Annotated in this window: 22 protein-coding genes; 11 read left to right on the top strand and 11 right to left on the bottom strand. The window is 53.2% G+C overall.

Annotated elements, in window-relative coordinates; genetic code table 11:
- Window positions 1-119 precede the first annotated feature (119 nt).
- The 3 genes from AO242_RS24195 to AO242_RS24185 all read right to left on the bottom strand — a co-directional run bounded on the left by AO242_RS24195 (window position 120) and on the right by AO242_RS24185 (window position 2,649).
- Window positions 120-983 carry an NgoMIV family type II restriction endonuclease gene (locus tag AO242_RS24195; RefSeq protein ID WP_099270666.1) on the bottom strand — a complete coding sequence of 288 codons (864 nt, stop codon included), beginning with the start codon at window positions 981-983 and terminating at the stop codon, window positions 120-122.
- Complete coding sequence (locus tag AO242_RS24190; protein ID WP_099270665.1) at window positions 983-1,939, bottom strand: DNA cytosine methyltransferase; 957 nt, start codon at window positions 1,937-1,939, stop codon at window positions 983-985. The genes AO242_RS24195 and AO242_RS24190 overlap by 1 nt, the downstream gene beginning before the upstream one ends.
- Window positions 1,940-2,082: 143 nt before the next feature.
- Window positions 2,083-2,649 carry a BRO-N domain-containing protein gene (locus AO242_RS24185; RefSeq protein ID WP_099270663.1) on the bottom strand — a complete coding sequence of 189 codons (567 nt, stop codon included), beginning with the start codon at window positions 2,647-2,649 and terminating at the stop codon, window positions 2,083-2,085.
- Between the two features lie 374 nt (window positions 2,650-3,023).
- Between AO242_RS24185 and AO242_RS24180 the strand changes: the two genes are divergently transcribed.
- The 3 genes from AO242_RS24180 (at window position 3,024) to AO242_RS30300 (ending at window position 7,121) form a co-directional block, all read left to right on the top strand.
- Window positions 3,024-5,117, top strand: coding sequence for an AAA family ATPase (locus tag AO242_RS24180; RefSeq protein ID WP_099270661.1), 2,094 nt, complete (start codon window positions 3,024-3,026; stop codon window positions 5,115-5,117).
- Window positions 5,114-6,370 (top strand): McrC family protein, encoded by a 1,257-nt coding sequence (locus tag AO242_RS24175; RefSeq protein ID WP_099270660.1) that lies wholly within the window; start codon window positions 5,114-5,116, stop codon window positions 6,368-6,370. The genes AO242_RS24180 and AO242_RS24175 overlap by 4 nt, the downstream gene beginning before the upstream one ends.
- Window positions 6,371-6,551: 181 nt before the next feature.
- Entirely contained in the window at window positions 6,552-7,121 is a 570-nt protein-coding gene (locus tag AO242_RS30300; RefSeq protein WP_099270659.1) for an HNH endonuclease, read from the top strand.
- 810 nt (window positions 7,122-7,931) lie between these two features.
- On the opposite strand, the gene AO242_RS24165 is transcribed toward AO242_RS30300, so the two are convergent.
- Entirely contained in the window at window positions 7,932-8,561 is a 630-nt protein-coding gene (locus tag AO242_RS24165; protein ID WP_099270658.1) for an Imm43 family immunity protein, read from the bottom strand.
- Between the two features lie 61 nt (window positions 8,562-8,622).
- Window positions 8,623-9,132 (bottom strand): hypothetical protein, encoded by a 510-nt coding sequence (locus AO242_RS24160; protein WP_099270657.1) that lies wholly within the window; start codon window positions 9,130-9,132, stop codon window positions 8,623-8,625.
- A gap of 66 nt (window positions 9,133-9,198) precedes the next feature.
- Here AO242_RS24160 and AO242_RS24155 point away from each other — a divergent pair, with 66 nt between their 5' ends.
- From AO242_RS24155 to AO242_RS24130, 7 genes are all read left to right on the top strand, one after another.
- The gene (locus AO242_RS24155) at window positions 9,199-9,507 is read left to right on the top strand and encodes a hypothetical protein (protein WP_099270656.1); all 309 of its coding nucleotides are present in this window, start codon (window positions 9,199-9,201) and stop codon (window positions 9,505-9,507) included.
- A gap of 118 nt (window positions 9,508-9,625) precedes the next feature.
- On the top strand, window positions 9,626-10,153 hold the full coding sequence (locus AO242_RS24150) for a hypothetical protein (RefSeq protein ID WP_099270857.1): 528 nt from the start codon (window positions 9,626-9,628) through the stop codon (window positions 10,151-10,153).
- 235 nt (window positions 10,154-10,388) lie between these two features.
- On the top strand, window positions 10,389-10,880 hold the full coding sequence (locus AO242_RS24145; RefSeq protein ID WP_099270655.1) for a GNAT family N-acetyltransferase: 492 nt from the start codon (window positions 10,389-10,391) through the stop codon (window positions 10,878-10,880).
- A 168-nt stretch (window positions 10,881-11,048) separates the two neighbouring features.
- Window positions 11,049-11,225 (top strand): hypothetical protein, encoded by a 177-nt coding sequence (locus AO242_RS29485; protein ID WP_176560695.1) that lies wholly within the window; start codon window positions 11,049-11,051, stop codon window positions 11,223-11,225.
- Window positions 11,226-11,291: 66 nt separating this feature from the next.
- Entirely contained in the window at window positions 11,292-11,885 is a 594-nt protein-coding gene (locus AO242_RS24140; RefSeq protein WP_099270654.1) for a hypothetical protein, read from the top strand.
- A 149-nt stretch (window positions 11,886-12,034) separates the two neighbouring features.
- Window positions 12,035-12,388 (top strand): hypothetical protein, encoded by a 354-nt coding sequence (locus tag AO242_RS24135; RefSeq protein ID WP_099270653.1) that lies wholly within the window; start codon window positions 12,035-12,037, stop codon window positions 12,386-12,388.
- Window positions 12,389-12,416: 28 nt separating this feature from the next.
- Entirely contained in the window at window positions 12,417-13,661 is a 1,245-nt protein-coding gene (locus AO242_RS24130) for a DUF4303 domain-containing protein (protein ID WP_176560694.1), read from the top strand.
- A 23-nt stretch (window positions 13,662-13,684) separates the two neighbouring features.
- On the opposite strand, the gene AO242_RS24125 is transcribed toward AO242_RS24130, so the two are convergent.
- Genes AO242_RS24125 through AO242_RS24110 form a run of 4 tightly spaced genes read right to left on the bottom strand, consistent with a single transcriptional unit; the run spans window position 13,685 to window position 16,196 of the window.
- Entirely contained in the window at window positions 13,685-14,482 is a 798-nt protein-coding gene (locus AO242_RS24125; protein ID WP_099270651.1) for a hypothetical protein, read from the bottom strand.
- 3 nt (window positions 14,483-14,485) lie between these two features.
- Window positions 14,486-14,863, bottom strand: coding sequence for a hypothetical protein (locus AO242_RS24120; RefSeq protein WP_306475065.1), 378 nt, complete (start codon window positions 14,861-14,863; stop codon window positions 14,486-14,488).
- Between the two features lie 56 nt (window positions 14,864-14,919).
- Window positions 14,920-15,525, bottom strand: coding sequence for a DMP19 family protein (locus tag AO242_RS24115; protein ID WP_099270650.1), 606 nt, complete (start codon window positions 15,523-15,525; stop codon window positions 14,920-14,922).
- A 38-nt stretch (window positions 15,526-15,563) separates the two neighbouring features.
- Window positions 15,564-16,196, bottom strand: a complete 633-nt coding sequence (locus AO242_RS24110; protein ID WP_099270649.1) for an SMI1/KNR4 family protein — start codon at window positions 16,194-16,196, stop codon at window positions 15,564-15,566.
- A 241-nt stretch (window positions 16,197-16,437) separates the two neighbouring features.
- On the opposite strand from AO242_RS24110, the gene AO242_RS24105 reads away from it, so the two are divergent.
- Window positions 16,438-16,914 carry an NTF2 fold immunity protein gene (locus AO242_RS24105; protein WP_027901744.1) on the top strand — a complete coding sequence of 159 codons (477 nt, stop codon included), beginning with the start codon at window positions 16,438-16,440 and terminating at the stop codon, window positions 16,912-16,914.
- A gap of 296 nt (window positions 16,915-17,210) precedes the next feature.
- On the opposite strand, the gene AO242_RS24095 is transcribed toward AO242_RS24105, so the two are convergent.
- Window positions 17,211-18,458, bottom strand: a complete 1,248-nt coding sequence (locus AO242_RS24095; RefSeq protein WP_027901745.1) for a ribonucleotide-diphosphate reductase subunit beta — start codon at window positions 18,456-18,458, stop codon at window positions 17,211-17,213.
- A gap of 813 nt (window positions 18,459-19,271) precedes the next feature.
- Window positions 19,272-20,912 (bottom strand): methyl-accepting chemotaxis protein, encoded by a 1,641-nt coding sequence (locus AO242_RS24090; protein WP_099270647.1) that lies wholly within the window; start codon window positions 20,910-20,912, stop codon window positions 19,272-19,274.
- Between the last annotated feature and the right edge of the window lie 574 nt (window positions 20,913-21,486).

Below are 21,486 nucleotides of genomic sequence, written 5' to 3'. Positions count from 1 at the left end.
CCGCCCGCCACCAACCCAACCACCCCTTACCCCGCACCGAATCCTCCGGCAACTGCCCGTGCGGTAACAACCGCAGCATATCCCGCAGCTTCTCCGAATGACAGTGATACCGATCTGAACTAGCTAGCCAAATCCAGCGGCAGATCGCTGATATCTTTCAAGCGCTTGCCATTCACCATAATAGCGAGCATTTCCGCAGAGTCGTCCATGCCCAGCTCTATGAGCGTGGCCTGCAGTTCGTACAACGCAAAGTGATACACGCAATCGATATCGCCTGTACCCAGCGCGATAGAGGCTAAACGACTAGGCGTTGGCTCCGCGGTAACCACCATGATGTTTGGCAGACGGCCCTTTCGGTTTCGCATCAAATTCAGCGCTTCGGAGCGGGCGTTTTGGGCCCTGTCACTTCTGATCGTCCACTTGCACGAAACACTCGCGTGCAGAAGCGGCTTGCCGCCAGCGGCAGCCCGTAAACTTGCTCGGGTGCTGACAGAATCGTCGACTAGAAACTCATTGGCGTTAATCTGTTCGTCGTTCTCCAAACCTCTCACCACAACTATGTCAGGCGTGATCGTGTAATCACTTCCTAACGCTGCGGCAAGCTCCGGGTCCGCTTTCGCAGCTCGGTCCAAAGCGACGAGGTGTGCGTATTGTTCATACTTTGCGATTTCCAGGCGGCTCCGGCCGGATACCTGATGCACATCCCAATTACCCGGTCGTAGGTGCCCAAGCTTCAGGAACGTGCTCCTTACATACTCGGCGCAAATACCCTCAAACTCGTGACCCGATGTCTGACCTGCCTGGCGCTCCGCAATCGTCTCAGCTTTCAAAATATCAGCAATGCCTTTGGCGATTGCGATGCTGCTTTTATTACTGCCATCGGCGTTACTGGGGATACCCTGATCATTGATGGTCAGTGTGGTCTTGAGCAGTGAAGCGTGGAATTCTTTTCGTGCTTGTAGAAATTCAGCTGTGATCGTCATCAGGCAACTCGTACCAAACGTTTTACGGAAAGCGCTTTGAAAATCTGCTTTGCGACTGCGCACGCTACGGGAGGAGGGAAGGCATTGCCTATCTGTCGGTAAGCAGCTGTTTTCTTGCCGTGGAACTGCCAGTCATCCGGGAAACCTTGGATGCGCGCAGCCATGCGAGTGGTTAGCCTTGGCATGCCCTCGAAAAACTCGGTGGGTGGCTCATTGGCAATCCCCATTCCGCATACCCCGATAGAGGCCCAGGCTTTCTTGGCTCGGGTTGGCCCCAAATCAGGACCGCCATGCTTTTTAGAACCCCCCACAAGCGTGGGGGCGATGGTGTTGGCTTGCTCCCTCCAGGCATCAGCCCCTCGCCAACCGTCAGCGGCCATCAAATCATGAAGAAGCTCACCTACCGTAGGCGGGGTGATCAACTTGGCTTCTGGCCAAGCAAAGCCTTCAGACAAGTCTTTTCGAATACCCACAAACACAACACGAGGTCGTAGTTGAGTCACCCCGTAATCGGAAGCGTTGAGGAGACGCCAACCCGGCACATAACCGAGCTTCTTGAGCTGGGTTTCAACCTTGTTGCGGTAGTCATCGAAAACTGCATCCATCAAGCCGCGCACGTTCTCCAACATCACGGCCTTAGGACGAACCTCATCCACAAGACGCAAAGCTTCAGGGAACAGATCACGCTCATCATCGGCACCCAGCTGTTTGCCTGCCTTGGAGAAAGGGGGGCAAGGTACTCCGCCTGCTACCAGATCAACGCCGAAGTAAGGCAAGCCGTTAAATTGGCGTAGATCCTCTTCCTTTACATTCCACTCCGGACGATTCAAGCGCAGAGTCGCGCAGGCAGGCGGTTCGATTTCTACCAGTACTTCGTGCCCAAAGCCCGCCATTTCGAGGCCAAGAGCTTGACCACCAGCTCCGGCACACATTTCCAATGACGTGAATAGGCTCATCTAGTCTCCTCGCGGGCTCTGTTTAGAGCCGTTTCTTAAAAGTTGGCGATCATATCATGGTGTATGGATGAACAGGGATGCAGCCTGACCAACCACAACCTCTTCGGAAAGCTCGTACAAGACAGCGTCCCATCAACGACTCTTCAGGTAAACCACGCAGCATTCCAAACCGCCCTCCACCACGACAACCACCCCTTACTCCGCACCGAATCCTCCGGCAACTGCCCATGCGGCAACAACCTCGGCATATCCCGCAACCTGATCCACGGCTCACTTCGCCAATTCAACAGACACACCGACAACTCAGGCCATTGCAGCAGGCTCAGACTCGGCGCGTTGTCATTGCGCGGCACGCCATCCCGCACGCAAGGCACCACCTCATTCGTGATCCAGCGCCGCAACGCGCGCTTCTCCGCATGACAGTGATACACCAGCATCTCGTAGATACCCGACTCACTCACCATCAACTCCTCCTCAGCCCCGAAATGAGCGCCGAGCAACACCATACGACGCTGATCCTCATCCAGCTTGCGCGTCGTGCGCTCATTCAACGGCCAACTCATCAACCGACTGAAATCCCGGGCGCAGAACCAGACCTGGGATTCCAGCAGGACCGTGCGTAGTGGGCGGTGATGGCGGTGGAAGGTGGTGGGGATGAGAGGTTCGGGGGTAGGTTGCCTGGGAGGCTGGGATGAATCGAGGTTTTGCATTAGTGGGATCTCTGCTGCGCACTTTTTATAGGAAGGTGTCGGGAGTTAAGAAACCTCACAGCAGAGAAGGCCGGACTTATTCCCCTTGCGGGTCTTGTATTGGTCCACTCCCGACATAACAGAGATTTTAGGACGTGCAGCCGTGAGCCGCAGGTACAAATAATCCGCATTTTATCGGGAGCGGTCAGGCCGCTGCTGTGAGTCTCTTTGTGCGTTTCTTAGGCGCGGTGCAAGGGTAGGGGGCGTCGACAGGGTGGGCAAGGAGCAAAGCTGTAGGGCATTTCCGAAAATTTTCAGCGCTGATCGCGGTAGCGCTTTACCCATACTGGCCATCTGGCTATGGTGTCGGAATCTTCCTACAAGGATGTTCCCGGATGGCTTCGCTCAATCAAATTTTCTTTGGCCCACCTGGCACGGGGAAGACCTACGCAACCATTGAAGCGACGCTGGATATTCTTGATCCAGAATTTTTGAAAGCCAATCCCGATGATCGAAAAGTCTTAAAGGCTCGGTTCGACGCTTTAGTCGCGTCTGATCACGTCAAATTCGTGACCTTCCATCAGAGCTTTAGCTACGAGGATTTCGTTGAGGGCCTGCGTGCAGACACCAATGAAGATGGCGAACTCGTATATGAAGTTGTAGACGGCATATTTAAGAGTCTGTGTAGCACTCCATCCGCCGCAAATGTCACTCACCAGGAGCCGCCGTCTACTGACATTTCTCACTCTCGAATTTGGAAAATGTCACTCGGTAATACTCAAGGTAGTGACGCCAAAGTTTATGAGGACTGCATAAGGTCCAACTTCGCATTGCTGGGATACGGAGATCGAATCGATTTCACTGGGTGTAAAAGCCGGGAGGACGTGTTCAAGCGTTTTGAGGCAGCAGGGCAACCCCTGCCTATTGGCGCTTACGCCGTCAAAGCTGTTACTGACTTTGTAGTTCGAATGAAGAAAGGGGACCTACTGGTCGTCACTGATGGGAACACGAAATTTCGAGCTATTGGTGAGGTGACTGGTGATTATCGTTGCCTTTCGAGCGACGAACGCGACGCAGATTATGCGCAATGCCGAGCGGTGAAGTGGCTGCGTACTTACAGCCCTTCGCTACCTTACCAGCAACTGACCAACGTCAAATTTACTCAGCGTACCCTTTACGAGTTGGCCGAAACGGCGACTGATAAAGCGAAGCTTAGCCAATTGCTTAATGCAGATTTTGGCTCGGGGAATTCCGCAGTTTCCACCCTGTTTCGAAAGGGCGAAAGCATCGGCGGTTATGTGGTTACCTACTGCTCTGACGAGTTGCTAGAGCTTAAAAAGCCAAACGGTAACGAGCTTCCTATTGGCATAAGCATGCTTAGAAAGCTGGCTGACTATGTGCGAAATGGAGATTTAACCCTTGATGACATTGCGGATCGGCAAGTCTTCAAGAAGCTAGCCAACACTAGCCTTGAGCCCAACCTAGTTAACGGTTACGCCAATTTCATGCCGGGGCTCGTCGACCGTGTACTGCAGGGCCCACCAGTGAAGGCGTCCGATTCACTTTCAGACACCTCACGCGTGCTCATAATCGACGAAATCAATCGGGGCAACATCTCTCGTATTTTCGGCGAACTGATCACCCTGATCGAGCAGTCAAAGCGTGCTGGTGCACCAGAGGCTCTCGAAGTCACGCTGCCCTATTCAAAGGAGCGTTTCAGTGTGCCTTCTAATGTCTACCTTATTGGCACTATGAACACTGCCGACCGTTCGCTGGCTGCATTGGACATCGCTCTTCGCCGACGCTTCACCTTTACTGAAATCTCTCCTGATCCATCTTTACTTGATGAGGTGGAGGTCCAAGGAGTCGCGATTGATGAGCTGCTTGATGTTATGAATCAACGCATCGCTGCGCTGCTTGACCGTAATCATTGCCTCGGTCATGCCTATTTTATGCCTCTCAAAGACGATCCGAAGCTAGAACGCTTAGAGGACATATTTCGCCAGCAGATTCTGCCTTTACTTCAGGAGTATTTCTTTGACGATTGGCAGCGCATTCAGTGGGTGCTGAATGACCAGCGGAAAGCCGTTGAGGATCGTTTTCTGATTCAGCCGAGTCAGGACCTAAATGCTTTATTCGGGGATTCAGTCAGTCTCAGCCAGCACAATGAACGCTGGGAACTAAACCCCGCAGCGTTCAAAAACATTGATGCCTACCTCGGAATCATTGACCACACGGTCAAAGCCGCCACCATTGTCACGCGCTATGAAGCAAAAGAGGTTCGTTATGAGGGCCTCGTTCTGCGTCAGACAGGTTCTGGCACGATTGAAGTTCTGCGGAATGGCATCATCGAAAAGCCGACGAAGCCGGTGCTACGGGACCTAGCGAAAGCGCTCAGTTTATCGACGCTTAGCAGTAATGGAACGGAGATGAATACTCGGCGTCTCGGACGTAGAGTCATTAAATCCCTGAGCGAGCAGCAAGGGTGAAAACCACCCTGACGGTTCGAGAGTATGCACGGTTAACAACCAGTCATATTCCCAACCCAACCCTCGATCTGGCCCAAGTTTCAACTTCGGCCTTCGACTGGCTGTGCGAGCAAAGTTCGACGTTTAGCAAAGCCGGGGCAGCATTGGTCCAGATCGAAGGACGCCAGTTGCTCAAACTCGACAACTACGTTGGCGCGCTGGAGACACCCTGCGGCACGCGCATCGAAATCCTGCCTAAGCATTTCGAGGAAGGTGACTGCATCAAACAAAGCCGCGCATTGCTCAGGCGAATGATCCAGAAGTCTCTGAATCTACCCACCCGCGAGGTTGGTGCAACGGCACTGCAAAGCTTCGATGCACCGCTAACTGAATGGGTCATGAGCAGCTTTCTCCATGCGCTTGACCACCTGATCAAGCGCGGCCTGCGTTTCGACTACCAACGCGTTGAAGAAGAGCAGCGCTACCTACGTGGCCAACTCAACACCGCCCGGCAAATGCGGCAACCACCAGGGCGACAACATCATTTCCAGATCCGGCACGACATATTCCTCCCCGACCGGCCCGAGAATCGCGTACTTAAAACGGCACTGGATATCGTCTGCAAAACCACCCAAGACCCAAACAATTGGCGCCTATCCCATGAATTGCGCTCGATTTTTTTGGAGATCCCAACCAGCCGCGATACGACACAAGACTTCAAGCAATGGCGCAACGACCGGTTGATGGCCCATTACCAACCAGTCAAGCCATGGTGCGAACTGATCATTCAGCAACAAACGCCTCTGGCGATTGCTGGTGAATGGCAGGGCATGAGCTTGTTGTTCCCAATGGAGAAGCTGTTTGAGCGCTACGTGGCCACGTGCTTAAGGGACTCCCTACCGAAAGATGCCAAGCTGCACGTTGAGCGCAAATCCGAATACCTCTGCGAGCACAAGGGCAGGAGAGTCTTTCAGCTACGGCCTGATTTGATGATCACGCAAGGTGATAAAAGCTGGGTCTTGGATACGAAATGGAAGCGCTTGGATACTGGGCCAGACAGCAAGAACTATGGGCTGAGCCAATCTGATGTCTATCAGTTGTTTGCGTATGGGCACAAATATCTTAGAGGGCAGGGGGATTTGGTGCTGATTTATCCGATGTGGTCGGCTTTTCAAGAAGCTTTGCCTGTATTTGAATATATCGAGGGGTTGAGATTATGGGTAGTGCCGTTTGATCTTACCTCTAATAAATTGTTTTGGTCGTACCAAAGTTAGCTTGTAATACTTGATTGTCGTTTTTAACAGCGTGAGATCTGTTGTAAAACCCGGTCAAAGCATACGCAACGCAGAGAAGTGCTTTTTGGTAAGTTTTAGGTAGGTAAGGTTGCGGAAGTTAAATTTTTTAGCTGAGCCCGATTTGCGGGTTAATAGTGGATTTTAAAGGTAGGCTGAAAAAATGACTGAGCCAAAAAAAATTGGTGCTCGAACGAAGTTGAGGACTTATTTTCTTTCTAACTTGAATCGAGTTTTAAGATCCGACGAGCTTAGACTGGTCGCCGGTGGGATTAATGAATGGGGGCGCCGGATTCGAGAACTCAGAAATGAGGAGGGATACCAAATCCTGACTCATAATGATCGTAGGGATTTAGCTCCAGGAGAGTATTTGTTGGAGGACCCAACGCCTCGGCCTGCGTCCTCTAGAGCTATATCTAAAGAGACGCGAGCATATGTTCTTGACAGAGATGGGTTCACCTGCCAGATGTGTGGTGCAGTTGCTGGAGAAATACATCCCTATGACTTAACTCGAAAAACGAGGCTCCACTTAGGGCATGTATTAGATAAAAGTCTTGGGGGGAATGATGAGCCAGCGAATCTGAGGGCCTTGTGTTCTGTATGCAACGAAGGTGCGTCTAATTTAACGCTAATTCGCCCTGATCTTAGAAAATTATTAGTTCAGGTCCGCAGAGCGACCTCTGCAGATCAGCTCGAACTACTTGCTTGGCTATTAAAAAAGTTTCCTAGATAATCCTTAAGTGGTGGGTTCTGATAGCTGAATTCTGTACGTTGACGGGCATCAGTCAACGTACAGACGTGAAATTACACGCTTTCAACATATCCAATCAGTGCTTGTCGGCGTTTATTTCTCTGAGTTCCTTCCTTTGTGCCAGAGCTCATACTTTTCTTATAGTCGCTTACAAATATATTGGAGTGAGGTTTTTCTCTGAGTAAAGTATAGAATTTTTCTATTTTTTTAAGGTTGTCAACTTTTTTGTGGTTCATTCGGTCTATGATGAACGTGAAAACGGGGTCAGGCCACTATTTAAAATAGTGGTCTGCCCTTATTTTTCTTAATGTCTATAAATCTAGACAAAAAGCCGAATTTATTCCAATTGTGTCTAGAAACAAAGACAAAGGCTGGTCGTCGGTCAGAGGCATTTCAGCCCACAACCTCTCTTCATCCGAAGTAACGAGGCATAGGAAAACCGCAACTTACACTTAGCTAGGCGCACCGCATGGGTACGCGAAGAATTGGTTCCTCGACTGCTGACCAGTAGACGCTCAGGAAGAAGTTGAAATTGTTCACGCTTGGGATGGTGTTGGCGGTTGTGAGTGTTTGCGCCGAGGCATACGAATCTGATTTCCACTTTGGCCTGACGTGGTGGCTGGCGAGTCAGGCGGGGTTTGATGCCCTGCGAAGTCAGGAGATCTCGCGGCAAGATGAGTTGACGGACACTGCGATGCTCGATGCCAAGCACGCGATGGTATGGGGCCTTTGTTTCTGGGGGACACCGGATAAATCACGACTACCAGAGCACATACCCAGAGAGGTAAACCGTCACCCTGGAATTTCGTCCCACGGATCGTACCGGTACTCCTCATCTAGAGGAACGAAACGTAAGCCTTTCAAACCGCACCGAGCTGCCTCGTCTACAAAGCGTTTACTGCACACGAGCTCCATTAACTCAGAACACCAGAAAATATCTGCTTCTATATTGTCTTTGGTTATGAATTCACTTATCCAATTGTAGCAATTTTCTTTTGGGTAGAATTTGTTGGTCGTTGGTTTCCCGCTCTCCATATCTAGTTCCAGGCTGTATTCAGATTTGGATTCATCAAGCAGTGATTCCCATTGGGCGCTCAAAAAATAGAAATAATCCTTATCTGTCTCTGCGCCATTTGACAGAAATACCTTTACTGGCACGGAGCGATATTGCGCCCCTAATGTGTCGCAAACATTTAGAAATTGCTGTGAGACAAGGTTTGTAGGGGAGCCGGAATAGTCCAGGTCTAGAACCTTCACGTCTTTATCCGTTACCCTGAATTCATGGTTCTTTGTAATGGTGAATTTATAGGGGTAGGGGTCGTATATTGTCCATTCCCAGTCGGCGTTTGCCACACCTTCCAGAAATATCGGGCAGCCCTCATCATCGCTTTCATACTCAAGTACGTAAAAATTTGCGCTCATCACATCAGTTTCCCAGCAATAGTCTTAAAGGCATATTCTTCATTTTCGAACCCTCGCTAACTTACACAAGGCGAGAGTCTGATCTCGGTTCTACTGTTCGATTAAATGCTTCTGCTATTGTGTGTAACTGGATATCGAAACCATACAAGGTTTCCCCGTTCTCGTCACGTGTATGGACGCCCGCAATGCTTCCTTTGTACTTGCCAATGGGCACGGGGATTTTCTTCCATCCTGTGTACGTTTCCCACTCCCAAAACACTGCAATATCTGCCAGGTACAAATCATCACAGACATTTAAGTAAAAATGTTTGTCTTCGAATAAAACTTTCCTATCGGTAACCTCTAATGTCTCGTCGATAAAAAAGCGAATGCGATAGCTACCGTCGTGAATACCCATGATAGGCCACGCCCAACCTAGGTCTAAAATTTCATCGCCTTTATTCGTGGAGGTGAAGGCTTCAAGAATATTTTGCCCATCCTCTATCGCCCCTCCGAATAAGTCCATCAAGCGCGGGTAGACAAATAACACAGCACCATTGAAGTCGATGTCGATATTGCACTCGTAGATCACTTGCAACCTCCCTTCATATTGCCTGTTTTTCCTACACTGATGTAGGCCTTGATTTTGGATGCTTTCATGGCTAAGAACGCCCGCTCGGGTAAGCAGACGTTCCCGTCGTTAATTCATCGCTTTTCTCTCAAGCAGCTCCTTTCCAAGGCGGTTCCCCGCATTACCTGCGCAGCTCTCGCACAGCTATCAGCCGCTTTGGCATTATCTACAGGTCCGATAAGGCAAATGAAGGACATCTGTGTCATAGAGGGGAACCGTTGTGTTCATGTCAGGCAGGTATTTCAACAGAAACCGGGGCTTTTGGGGATTTCCTTAACTCTTATCGAAAAAACACAGCAAAGGCTGAGGTTTGCTCATTTTTCTGATTTAAAATAACGATGAGCCTGAAGCATCCACTGCGCTATAGTATAACTCCCCAGGAGGTAGCAAAACTTTCATGAACAAGAGACTTCGAGCCTCCCTAATACGCTGGGATTTTTTTTGCGGAATATTAATGTTTTCCGCATTGGCAATAACAATCATCGGCTCGGTTATTTTCTTAAAGCCGGAAGCTGCAGGCGGGCCCATGAGCGGCTTAGGCGATGGGCTTTTTTTCTTTATATGGGTATTTGGCCTCGCAGGTACGGTCATATGCTTCATTGGAAATGCCACGGGGAAAATAATAATGGCGATGATTGGTTTCGGTTGGTCTTCATTGTCATTAATAGGGGGCTTCATAGCCCACAGATGCGGTGAGAACGATCTGTGTTCTTATGACACGAACCAACATGTTTGGCTGGCTGCGATATGCCTGGTTATCCTCGCCTCGCTACTTCTCTATGACAAGAAAAAGGAAAAAATCGCCCCCGCTGCTAAAACCCTTATAAAGGTATTTACACGTTCAATGGTCGTTGTGTGGACATGTGTTCTATTGCTTGCTCTTGCAACACTCAACAAGCCACTCCCTCTACGAATTGACCGAGCGGCCCACCCGACGACAGAACAATTTGGTAACCGGGGAGGGTATACAGACAATCCTTAGTCGTGACATTTTTTGGCGAGGACCTCGTCCGCGGAGGAATACGCAGATCATAAGTCATCCGGGCGATGTGAACTATGAGTGACTCTACGTGGTTGCCATGCGCTCAGTGAGCATCAAGATATCCAAGCCATAGGCGTGGTCAACCGGCCGCTGTATGGCGCGCTTTCATTCAATCTGTGTCTAACATTCTCCCCTTGACCGCTCTAGCATCGGACGCTCCGCTCAGGTGCACGCAATGAAAGCGATTCCCTGCAACATCGATTTTTCAGGCTTGAAGGCTCGTCGACTGGTACCCGATGACCTTGAGATGATTTGTGTGCACCGTGAAGCGATGTTCCTTGAGGCGGGAAAAGATCCATCGGTGTTGCGGGTGATGACTGAGCACTTCCGGCCCTGGTTGCACCAGCGCCTGTTCGATGGCCGCTACTACGGTTTTGCGCTAATGGACGCAGAGCAGCCTGTGGCGGCGATAGGTCTGATGAGTATCGACTGGCCACCTCATCCGTCCCATCCGACCGTGGATCAGCGCGGCTATGTGCTGAACGTTTTCGTCGAGCCCTCTCACCGACGCCGAGGCCTGGCTTCAGCCCTGATGAAGTTGGCTGAAGCGGAGTTTGCTCAACGTGGGTTGAGTTTTGCGATACTGCACGCGACCATGGTCGGTAAGCCGGTGTATGAAGGGCTGGGTTGGGCGGCTACTTCCGAGATGGCGAAAACCCTTTCGTGACGGTCTGTCTCAGGAGCCGGGTCGCCGCTTTCAGCCGTTGATGAAAGGCTGCTTCGGGGCGGTGAAAACAATCGCCAGCCGCGGACGCTGCGCCGAGGCGATGAATCCGATGTTTACCCAAATCGGCGCGTATGGCACCCGCCCGTTTGTTTATAAAAGCGAGACCCTATGAATAACCAACTCGCCATTTTGATCAGCGACTATCAGGCAAGCGTTGCTGCCGCAGTGGATCTGATGCAAAGGTCTGGCATCCCGCGGCCTATGACCAATACGGATTGGGTCTTTAATGACATTCCTCACGTGGGGAACTGGAAGGCTCTGAATATAAAAGCTGCCGTGTTCTGATAGCATCTGGCCGCTCATTCAGTTGGCCAATGCCAACCTATACCTTTCGACACGCGGAGAGTGACAGTGAAACTCCTAAACGTGCTACTAGCCGGAAGCTGCGCAGCGCTGATGGCTGCCTGTGGCAGTACAGTGCCCTACTCATCACCCGAAGATTTAGCCCGGATGAAGCAAGACCTCAACATGGAGCATTTACCGTCAGGAATGCTTCCTCTGAAATGGTCCTACTTTGAATATGGCGTTCAAAAGGAAGGTCTGGATACGGTAGATTCTCTGGCACTGGTCAAACCAGGCTTACTCACCCTTGTAGGGTATGAGAAAGGCCATTATTTCCGCCAGGCAGAGTTCACCAGCGCTTCAATTGACTGCATGTACATTTTCAAGGGTGATGTAAGCGCACAACCGGTGTGGTTATTGGCTGATCGCCCGGTTTTTCTTACTACCGGCAACAACAGAGGGCTTATTGACGTCCCCCTACGAAAAAAGCTGATCGATGAGATGACAGCAGCCGGTTTCCGGCTTCACACCGATGCCCAAGGAAAGCCCTATCAGCCAACCGGAATCACAGAGCGCAAGCTCGTTCTGATGACAGGATATGGGCAGCGCGTTGAAACAATGGACCAGAATCAGGTTTACAACGTCTGTAAAAAACAAAATTAGTCTTTGAGCTTTCGCATGGAGATTGGTCATCTGTCGTCCTCGGCGAAGGGCTGCAATGGGTCGGTTGCAGTCCTTCAGTGCCTGCCTGACGCATTTCCCTGAGCACGCCGTGATCCCAGTTACCTCGGCCCAGATGCAGGAGCACACTCATGAGCGACATCGAAATACTGTCCCTGTCTCCCGACAGTCGCTATCAAGTCCAGGCGACCCCGTGGGAGGCAGGCAACTCGCACTGGCTATTCCCGCCGCAAATCATCGATACCCAAAACGGCAACGAGGTGTTTAGCTTCAAGGATGCTCTGTGGTCAGCAGACCGCAGCACTTGGCTAAGCCCGACCCGTGTCGAACTCAGGTTGCGCAAGTACCCCGGCCATCGAGCACCTCTGGGGCTTGTGGTGATTATTGAATGTGCGCTGCGTACCGCCGAATATGGCGATGGCACTCACATCGAATTGGCCCGTCTGGAAAGCACCCTTGAGGGGATGCTCGACCTGCTGGGCTGAACTCACTTTGTCAGCAAGGACCTGAATGATGAATTGGAAAGCTCTGGAGCAGGCGCTGTTCGACGCCGCCAGACAGACATTGCAAACGCTGCTCGATGAAGGTGGCAGCCCTGTGTACGCCGCAGCGTTTCATGCCAGCTACCGGGAAGAAGAGGGCGTTCTGTCGCTGCCCAGCTTTGGGGCAAACAGCCTGCAGGCGCTCAGCGAAGACTTCCCTGATGACGACGATGAAAGCTTCAGTTCGGTGAAGTGGAACCCGGCGGACTGGCGCTGGGATTGGGAAATCTGCGCGACTGAGCCGTTCAAGCAGCTTGATGATGAGCTGCAAGCCTATGCCAATTGGCTTCGTCCGCGCGAATGGCAAGCGGCTGAGCGACGCTTTCTGGTCACCGTTAGCCGTGCCGCCAGGGCGTTGGGCCGTCATTTCAGTGGGCACCCTGGTGTGACGCCCGGCTTCGTGGTGATTTTTCATGACTTTGGTGGCTATATCGCCTTGGCCAAGCGCAGCATGACGCGCCAGCAGTTCGAGGAGAATTTCCCTGTCGAACTGGCCATTGAAAACCAGCTGCGCGAAGTCGCTGCCTTGCCGCTCGCCGAGCAGGCCGCGTTTTACGTCAGCCGCTTGCATCGTTTTGATGGTGTTTCCGGGGAAGACGCAGAGCGCTGGTTGATTGCCAACGGCGGTCCTGCACAGGCTGCGCTAATCGAGCAGGTCAACGGGCATAAAGAACCCACACCTGCGGCGCGCATTCTCGGGCTGGCCGGCATTGCTGATGAGCCCGTGATCCAGGCCCTGCGCCAACAGGCAATTGAAGCCCCTGAGCAGCCGACCCGCAACTGGTGCGCGAAGGCCTTGGGTTACCTTCAGGATTTTGACTGGCTTATGCAGCAAGCGCCCGACGTCGCTGTCGCGGGGATTTGCGCTAACCTTGACGGTTTCCGCTGGCGGAGCGTGCAGCCACCGGTGCTGGATTACAGGCCCCTTGAGCGTCTGCTTGATCAACGTCCTGAGGTTCGGGCTGCGGTTGAAGAGAAATTTGAAGAGTTCTACCACCAAATCGATACCACTACTGCTGATGTCAGCGAAGCCTTGCGCGGCCTGGCTTCACCCCACGTTGCCATTCGTCGTCATGCGGTGAGTGGATTGAATAACCGTGGCTTGCTGCCCGACGACGCGCGTCGGGCCATCGAGGCGCTACGTCGGGCAACACAGGATACCGATGAGCAGGTGCGTTACGTCGCGGGCGTTGGCCTGGAGGCGATGCAACGCTAAGAGGCTGTTCAATCGGGGAGCTTTCAATCGTGACCGAAGGCGCGCTGGATATCTTCCAAGAGGGTGAACGGGTCGCTTACGGCGAACAAACCAATCGACGGTTGTAAATGATCAACACGGGGCGCGGGAAAGCCGCTGGCGATGATCTGAAACTGTCTGGCCCTGTCCGGCACATCCCGCAGTCCATAAGGCGCGTGCTGTGCGATACGCATAGTGCCGTCATTGTAGCGCTGCCCTTTGGCCTTGCAGTGCCGGAGGTCTTCAGGCTCTGGGCGCTGGCGTGAGGCGAAGTCGTAAATCTCGACCACCGGGGCTTCGTGATTACCCAGGATGCTATGGACGTAGATCGCATAAAACCATTCGCCGATCTGTACTGACAAGACGTCGCCCTCTCGCAAGAACGTGACGTCTTTGTCGAACGGCGGGCGTCGTACCAAGGGGGTTGGTGGCGAAGTCAGCAGCGCCTTGATGGCATCGCTGTTGCGTTCGAAGGTATCGCTCAGCACGCCCTGCTCATTAAGCCTGTCGACCGCCTCCAGCGCAGTCTGGGTCAATGCCTCATCGCAAAAACCATGACGATGAAGCACGGCCGCCATCGTCAGGCACACCAGGTCTTTGTAGTGTTGGCTGGCGTCATCACGTGGGCCCTGCAACACACAATCCCAACGCAGGAACACCCGCTTGAGCACTTGGGCAGTCAGTACCTCATGGGTGATTTTTTCAGGGCCAAGCATCTCCCATGCAGTCACCCGCGCAACGTCATGGGTGATCGGCTCAACGAGATCGTCGGGCAGATAGCCCAGTAGTTTTTTATGATTCAACGTTCATTGCCTCGGCAGTGAGTAGTGTTTGATGCGGCACGGGTAATCCTTCCATTCGCCTTTACAGGTGCCATCCAGGTAGCGGTAATCAAAGCGCACCACTTGTCCTTTTTTGGGCCAGGTTCGGCGTGGCAGCACGGCCTGATAGTCTGACGTTTCCGGCAAAAACTTGAGAGTCGAGCCTGGCTCCGGGCAGACGACCGTGGCGGTCTTTGCGCTTACCTTGAGGATCTCGGCCTGCAACGCTGGATAGGGTTTTGTCAGGACATCAGTAATACGCAATTCCATGCTGCAGATTTGCCACGATGCTGCCAGGACGGCTGGGCAAAACATTGAAAGCATCGCAGTAAACAGCACGTAGTACGGTGCGTGATTTTTCATGGTTGGCGTAGCCTGGGTTTGCTGATTTGGGTGGGGGTTGTCATCTGGCCGGATGGTCAATCGGCCTCCCTTTCGAACAAGCCGTGCTCAAGGGCGTACTTCAGCAAGCGGTCGTCGAGTTGTTCGGCATCCTTATAAAATTGGTTGTCGAGGGCATCCAGCGCCGCTTCGCAATCAAGATCTCGCTCGTCTGCGTAGGTGGGCATGCTCAACTGGCGCAAGCCCTTGTCGGTGGGCACGGGCTGGGTACCGAACAGCAGGCGCCTGGCCTCTTCGAGCAGCGCCAGTGTCTGCGTCGCGCCCAGTTCAAGCAGGCCCGCGCAAGCGATGTCGAAGTGCTCCCCCGAGGAGTTGCCGAAGTACTGATCGAAGCCGCCGTTGTAGACCTCGCCCTGTAATGCGCTGACGGCGTAATAGCGCTGTTCTGCCAATGCCAGCCCTGAGAAACCTTCGGGTGTGTTGTAGACGCGGTTGACCAGCGCCGTCCAGTACAGCGCTCGCGGGCTGACGATGTAACGCTTGTGCTCTTCGGCCCGGAGTTTCCCGTCTTCGATATCTTTCCGATAGCCGCGCTTGCAGGGCACACACATTCCGTCGTTGCGTGCCGCCGTGGTTGCCAATATCAAATTTGCGCACACCCGGCAGGGTTGTTTTTCGCTCATGGTCACTCCATTGGGATTCTGCTGACTGCAAGGCCTACTCAGCGCATCCAGTCACGCAGTACTTCGAATTCAATAGGGTCTGGTTGTTCCAGGCTTGCCTGTAACAACTCCGATTCCTCTTGGGAAATGAAAGCGTTCACTGTTCTGGGAATGCTCTCGGAGCCGTCCTTGAATGACCTGGCCACACAGGGTCTGGAAAAAAGGTCCGCAAGTAGCGCACGGTGTTTAGGCAGCAATGCTGGATGGAGTAATTGCACTTCATGGGTGATTACTGGGCCCATCTCTGTTTGATATTTCAGGTGGGACACGTCAGCCGCTGCGCGCACATAGTGGCTTGTCACCCACGACGATATGTCGATGTGGGCAAGGCTTGTCATCTGCCCGAAATGCAGTGCTTGTGCGATCCCCGTCTGCCCATTTGCCAGACGCACGAAACAGTAGGGCTCACCGCTGCCATTAGTCGCGAAAGGCAGGAACGTTCGACCATCATGATCAGCCGGATCGAGCCACTCATCAATTTCGCGCTCGGCTTCTTCGGCATCAAGCAAAAACACGTCATAAACACTGCGCATGGTGTTTTTGTCCGACTGCGCTATGGCCATCAATGCTGAAAAACGTTCCGGTAGCTCGATGCCAATCTTGAGTGCGAGCTTTTGAAAAGCGGCGTCCATTTCAGCGTCCTGTCTCTGGTTCAAAATACGCGGGTTGCTTATGGCGATGTTCCTTCGAAGATTATCGTGCCATACATTGCGATGTGAAGTGAGGTGGGGAGGGACGGTGTGTCCATGAGAGCCCGATTTGAACCTGTGATAGCCATCAGGCCTGGCTCTTTGTAAGCTACGAAATCGATCGTCGAAAGACGGCTGCGTTCAAGCAGTGTTCTGCATCAATGGAAATTCTGGAGCCAGGTAAATGGACGAAGCTTCACTCAAATCACATCTGGCATTGCACGTCAGTGAATTCGGGACTAAATGGAATTCGATCGAGCGTGATATCTACGCCGGAAGTAAAAAAGAAGATGGTGAGCTACGGCAGAAGTATCCGGGCATCGAATACCACTACGCGGAAGGCAGAACCGATTGGTTTGCGATATTCGGTGAGCGGACGGCCCCGCTGTTTGATCATTACTGCACTGATAAGCGTCGGGTGTACGGCGGCAAAAATCCTGGAAGTTTTGGCTTCCCAGCTAAATTCAACGGTGTCGAAAGTCCAACGGAAGTCCTGGTGGAGATCAAAACCAAATCCAGAGCCGAAGTGGTGATTAAAACGGAGACGAGCTTTCAGGACGAGTATCTCTTCGTCATGTTGAAAAAAGCGGGGGAGTGGAAGATCGACAGTTACAAGTCCCGTCGGTATGGGAACGAGAAATGGGATTCAAGAATCTTGTGATCGGCGCGTTCATCAAAGAAGTGTAATTGTCTGAATTCACACGGAACCCGTGGGACCGAATTCATTCGGGAATAGGTCGGTACATCCGCCACATCATCGTCGTCTGGAATGCTGCCTTCCCGGATAAATCCGGTCCTACCAGATCTATGTTGCCGCGAGACGGCGCGGTGTCAGGGACATCGGGGCCACTCCGTAGCTCATCGATCAACCTGTCATTCAACGGCATACATAGCCAATAAAAAAGGGCCACCTTTTCAGGCAGCCCTTTCATTTGAAGCTTGTGAGCGGGGGATCAATCAATCCCAGCTCAACGCCCCACCAGTCTGATACTCAATAACCCGCGTCTCGAAGAAGTTTTTCTCTTTCTTCAAGTCCATGATTTCGCTCATCCATGGGAATGGGTTGGTGGTACCTGGGTACTCTTCTTTCAAACCGATTTGGCTCAGGCGACGGTTAGCGATGAACTTGAGGTAGTCCTCCATCATCGCAGCGTTCATGCCCAGTACGCCGCGCGGCATGGTGTCGCGTGCGTATTCGATTTCCAGTTGGGTGCCTTGCAGAATCATCTGGCTGGCTTCTTCCTTCATTTCGGCGTCCCACAGGTGTGGGTTTTCGATTTTGATCTGGTTGATCACGTCGATGCCGAAGTTCAGGTGCATGGATTCGTCGCGCAGGATGTACTGGAACTGCTCGGCGACACCGGTCATTTTGTTGCGACGGCCCATGGACAGGATCTGGGTGAAGCCGCAGTAGAAGAAGATGCCTTCCAGTACGCAGTAGTAGGCGATCAGGTTGCGCAGCAATTCTTTGTCGGTTTCGACGGTGCCGGTTTCGAACTTCGGATCGGAGATCGAACGGGTGTATTTCAGGCCCCAGGCGGCTTTCTTCGCGACCGATGGAATCTCGTGGTACATGTTGAAGATCTCGCCTTCATCCATGGCCAGCGATTCGATGCAGTACTGGTAAGCGTGGGTGTGGATCGCCTCTTCGAAGGCCTGGCGCAGGATGTACTGGCGGCACTCCGGGTTGGTGATCAGGCGGTACACGGCCAGTACCAGGTTGTTGGCAACCAGGGAGTCGGCGGTGGAGAAAAAGCCCAGGTTACGCATGACGATGCGGCGCTCGTCGTCGGTCAGGCCTTGTGGGTCTCTCCACAGGGCGATGTCGGCGGTCATGTTGACCTCTTGCGGCATCCAGTGGTTTGCGCAACCGTCCAGGTACTTCTGCCACGCCCAGTCGTACTTGAAAGGCACGAGTTGGTTAAGGTCGGCGCGGCAGTTGATCATCATTTTTTCGTCAACGGCAACGCGGGCGCTGGCGCCTTCGAGTTCAGCCAGGCCTTCGGCGACGTCCAGTGCGTCCAGTGCTTTTTTGGCGCGGATCAGGGCAGCAGAGTCTTTGTCGGTGACGGCGCGAGCTTCGGTGGCTGCGGCGCCACCGGCGCTGTCGAGGCGGTCCATGTTGGCTTCGTTAGCGTGACCGGCGTTGGTTGCTTTGACAGCTACTTCGCCGTCTTCTTTATCGAATTCGTCCCAGCTCAGCATGGTGGAAGCTCCTGAATTTCAAAGGATGTAGTGCCTGCGTCGAGTGGATGACGCCGGCAACGGAATTTTCGAGTTTTACTCAGGATCGACCTGTTTGTGGTGCTGCGGATCGATCATTGGATTTGTCGCCGCGCCTTTGGGGCCTTACAGGCGAGCAAAACGGGGACTCAAGGTGGCTTTCAGGCAAGACAGCATTGCGTGGGCAAAGGGTCATTTGAGTACCTTGGAGCGAGCGCGGGATTATACAGATTTCGCCCGACACTTGTTCATCCGTAACTGCGTTTGAGGAAGGAATTTCGTTATTTTCTTCTGCATTTGGGGGTTCGTTCTCAGTGGAGAAGTAGCGGCCGGAAATACAGCGGAAATCCCTTATGTAGTGTTTTTCATTTTTCGAAACACAGCATATAGGTCATGAGGGTGTCCGGCAATGTGTCGTTGCGACGCATTTGCGGTATGGGGATTTGGCTTGACGGGGGTCAATGTTTCGCTATGCCTTGGATACCGGGGGGTGTGGCGGGGAGGGGCTGTGCGGTAGTGGTTTTTAGGCGACCAACGGTTGGTGTGGCGCGGTGTCGCCGTTCGGGTAGGAGGCAACTTGTTGGCGAGAGGGGCTGCGCGGTGTTTCAGGTATGACGCCTCGCGAACAAGTTCGCTCCTACCGTTTTGCACGGTGTCAGGCCGTTCGGGTAGGAGGCAACTTGTTGGCGAGAGGGGCTTCGTGGTGTTTCAGGTATGACGCCTCGCGAACAAGTTCGCTCCTACCGGGCCGAGGGCACCGCGATCCACGCCTTGTTTTCTGCGCTGCCCTTTGGCTCAGCCGACTTTGAAGAACGCCACTTTCTGGGTGAGGCGGTCTGCCAGTTGGGCCAGTTCCTGGCTTGCGGTGGCCACTTGTTTTGATCCGGTAGCGGACTGCACGGTTGAGCCGTGAATGCGGTTGATGTTGACAGCCACTTCTTCGGCCACGCTGTTTTGCTGCACCGAGGCGCTGGCGATCTGTGCGTTCATGCGGTTGATGGCGCCCACTTCCTGACTGATTTTGGACAGCGCGCCTTGTGCATTGCGGGTTTGCTCTACGGTGCGACCTACCAGTTCGCAGTTGTCACGCATGGTTTGCGCGGCGGCTTCAGTACCACTTTGCAGGGTGCTGATCATGTCCCGAATGTCTTGCGTCGAGCGCTGGGTGCGGTTGGCCAGCGAGCGCACTTCATCGGCGACGACCGCAAAGCCCCGGCCGTGCTCGCCAGCCCTTGCCGCTTCGATGGCCGCGTTGAGGGCCAGCAGGTTGGTTTGAGAGGCAATTGAGTTGATGACGTCGATCACGCTCTCGATCTCTTCGCTTTGTTTGGACACCCGCTCCACGGTCAGGGTGGTTTCCGCCAGTGACGTGGCCAATTGTTCAATCGCCAGGGTGGTGCCCGCGACCAACTGGTTACCGCTTTCCACTTCGCCGTCGGCCAGACGCGTTGCATCGGCGGCTTGGGATGCGTAACCGGTGACTTCGTTGACGGTGGCTGCCATTTGCGTGATGGCGGTGGCCACTTGTTCAGCTTCACGGGTTTGCAGGTTGATCTGGTCGTTGTTGGTGATCGACGTGGCGGACAGCAGTGTTGAGGACTGATTCACTTCCTGAGCGGCCATGCGCACTTGGGTAATGGTGTCAGCCAGGCGGCTGAGGGCAGTTTTCAGTACGCCCATCACGCTGTCGGGGTAGGGCGTGACGATGCTTTGCTGCAGGTCGCCCGCGGCAAGACGCTGGATGGCTTGAGCCACTTCAGTAGGTTCTGCGCCGAGGGTGGATTTGACGAAGCGGATGATGAGGATCGACAGGAAGATGCTCAGCAACAAAGCCGCGCCAGTCGCCAGCAACATCAAGCCGCGAAACTGGCTAGCGGTGGCCTGCACGTCACTGAGCTGCGATTTGATGGACGCTTCTTCATAGTCGATCAAGGCGTTGATGCGCTTGAGCCACTCGCTGTAGTCGGCGGATATCTGGTTGAGCAGCAAAGCCTGAGAACCCGCGATGTCGCCGGTGCGGCGCAGGTCGATCAGTTTTTTCGTGGAGGCCAGGGTGCGCTGTTCGATGTCTTTGATGGCCTGCAGCATGGATTGCTCTTGCGGGGTGACGGTGTTGCTCGCGAAGAGTTGGTCCATCGGCGTGGCTGAGTCCACGTAGTCTTTTTGCAGGCTGCTGACTTCGGCCAGGTGGGATTCAAGGTCGCGATCATTGGTCACCAGCACGGCATCGCGAATGGCGATCGCGCGGTTGTGCACGCTACCGCGGAAGTTGATTGCGTAGCGCTGCACTTTCGCGGCGTTATTGCTGACGTCTTCCAGGGTGGAGTCGATAAATCCAACTCGTTGAATACCCACGGCGGTAATCAATACAAGCAGCGACACGATGGCGGCAAAGCCCAGGCCGATGCGCGATGCGAGGGATATCGGATTTTTCATGGGGTGAACTCGTGGGTAAACAAGTAGCTGAAGCGCGTTGGTGTCAATGCGCCATATATTGCGATAACGGGAAGGTATCTTCAGTCGGCCTTTAAGCCCAATTGAGGGTAGCTACAGTAGGCATAGCGGCATGCTATGGAATTTAGTGAGCCCGTCCGTCCGTCTGGCTCTGATTGCACTGTTTTTGGTAGGAGCGAATTCATTCGCGAAGGTATTTTCCCTGCAAAAAATCTGCGTCTGACACACCGCTTTCGCGAATGAATTCGCTCCTACCGGGATGGGGTGTTCACAGCGTTAACACCTGACTGCACTGTTTTTGGTAGGAGCGAATTCATTCGCGAAGGTATTTTCCCTGCAAAAAATCTGCGTCTGACACACCGCTTTCGCGAATGAATTCGCTCCTACCGGGATGGGGTGTTCACAGCGTTAACACCTGACTGCACTGTTTTTGGTAGGAGCGAATTCATTCGCGAAGGTATTTTCCCTGCAAAAAATCTGCGTCTGACACACCGCTTTCGCGAATGAATTCGCTCCTACCGGGATGGGGTGTTCACAGCGTTAACACCTGACTGCA

Origin of the sequence: Pseudomonas sp. ICMP 561 (assembly GCF_002699985.1) — a bacterium.
GTDB lineage: Bacteria > Pseudomonadota > Gammaproteobacteria > Pseudomonadales > Pseudomonadaceae > Aquipseudomonas > Aquipseudomonas quasicaspiana.
The sequence above is the reverse complement of the archived record's forward strand: the minus strand, read 5'-3'. Positions and strand labels throughout refer to the sequence as shown.

Bases quoted from the DNA above. Each gene is read 5' to 3' on its own strand.
- AO242_RS24095 (WP_027901745.1), bottom strand. From the start codon at position 18,458: ATGCTGAGCTGGGACGAATTCGATAAAGAAGACGGCGAAGTAGCTGTC.
- AO242_RS24105 (WP_027901744.1), top strand. From the start codon at position 16,438: ATGGACGAAGCTTCACTCAAATCACATCTGGCATTGCACGTCAGTGAA.
- AO242_RS24165 (WP_099270658.1), bottom strand. From the start codon at position 8,561: ATGAGCGCAAATTTTTACGTACTTGAGTATGAAAGCGATGATGAGGGC.
- AO242_RS24145 (WP_099270655.1), top strand. From the start codon at position 10,389: ATGAAAGCGATTCCCTGCAACATCGATTTTTCAGGCTTGAAGGCTCGT.
- AO242_RS24155 (WP_099270656.1), top strand. From the start codon at position 9,199: ATGGCTAAGAACGCCCGCTCGGGTAAGCAGACGTTCCCGTCGTTAATT.
- AO242_RS24090 (WP_099270647.1), bottom strand. From the start codon at position 20,912: ATGAAAAATCCGATATCCCTCGCATCGCGCATCGGCCTGGGCTTTGCC.
- AO242_RS24190 (WP_099270665.1), bottom strand. From the start codon at position 1,939: ATGAGCCTATTCACGTCATTGGAAATGTGTGCCGGAGCTGGTGGTCAA.
- AO242_RS24120 (WP_306475065.1), bottom strand. From the start codon at position 14,863: ATGAAAAATCACGCACCGTACTACGTGCTGTTTACTGCGATGCTTTCA.
- AO242_RS24115 (WP_099270650.1), bottom strand. From the start codon at position 15,525: ATGAGCGAAAAACAACCCTGCCGGGTGTGCGCAAATTTGATATTGGCA.
- AO242_RS24195 (WP_099270666.1), bottom strand. From the start codon at position 983: ATGACGATCACAGCTGAATTTCTACAAGCACGAAAAGAATTCCACGCT.
- AO242_RS24185 (WP_099270663.1), bottom strand. From the start codon at position 2,649: ATGCAAAACCTCGATTCATCCCAGCCTCCCAGGCAACCTACCCCCGAA.
- AO242_RS24150 (WP_099270857.1), top strand. From the start codon at position 9,626: ATGTTTTCCGCATTGGCAATAACAATCATCGGCTCGGTTATTTTCTTA.
- AO242_RS24135 (WP_099270653.1), top strand. From the start codon at position 12,035: ATGAGCGACATCGAAATACTGTCCCTGTCTCCCGACAGTCGCTATCAA.
- AO242_RS30300 (WP_099270659.1), top strand. From the start codon at position 6,552: ATGACTGAGCCAAAAAAAATTGGTGCTCGAACGAAGTTGAGGACTTAT.
- AO242_RS24180 (WP_099270661.1), top strand. From the start codon at position 3,024: ATGGCTTCGCTCAATCAAATTTTCTTTGGCCCACCTGGCACGGGGAAG.
- AO242_RS29485 (WP_176560695.1), top strand. From the start codon at position 11,049: ATGAATAACCAACTCGCCATTTTGATCAGCGACTATCAGGCAAGCGTT.
- AO242_RS24110 (WP_099270649.1), bottom strand. From the start codon at position 16,196: ATGGACGCCGCTTTTCAAAAGCTCGCACTCAAGATTGGCATCGAGCTA.
- AO242_RS24130 (WP_176560694.1), top strand. From the start codon at position 12,417: ATGAATTGGAAAGCTCTGGAGCAGGCGCTGTTCGACGCCGCCAGACAG.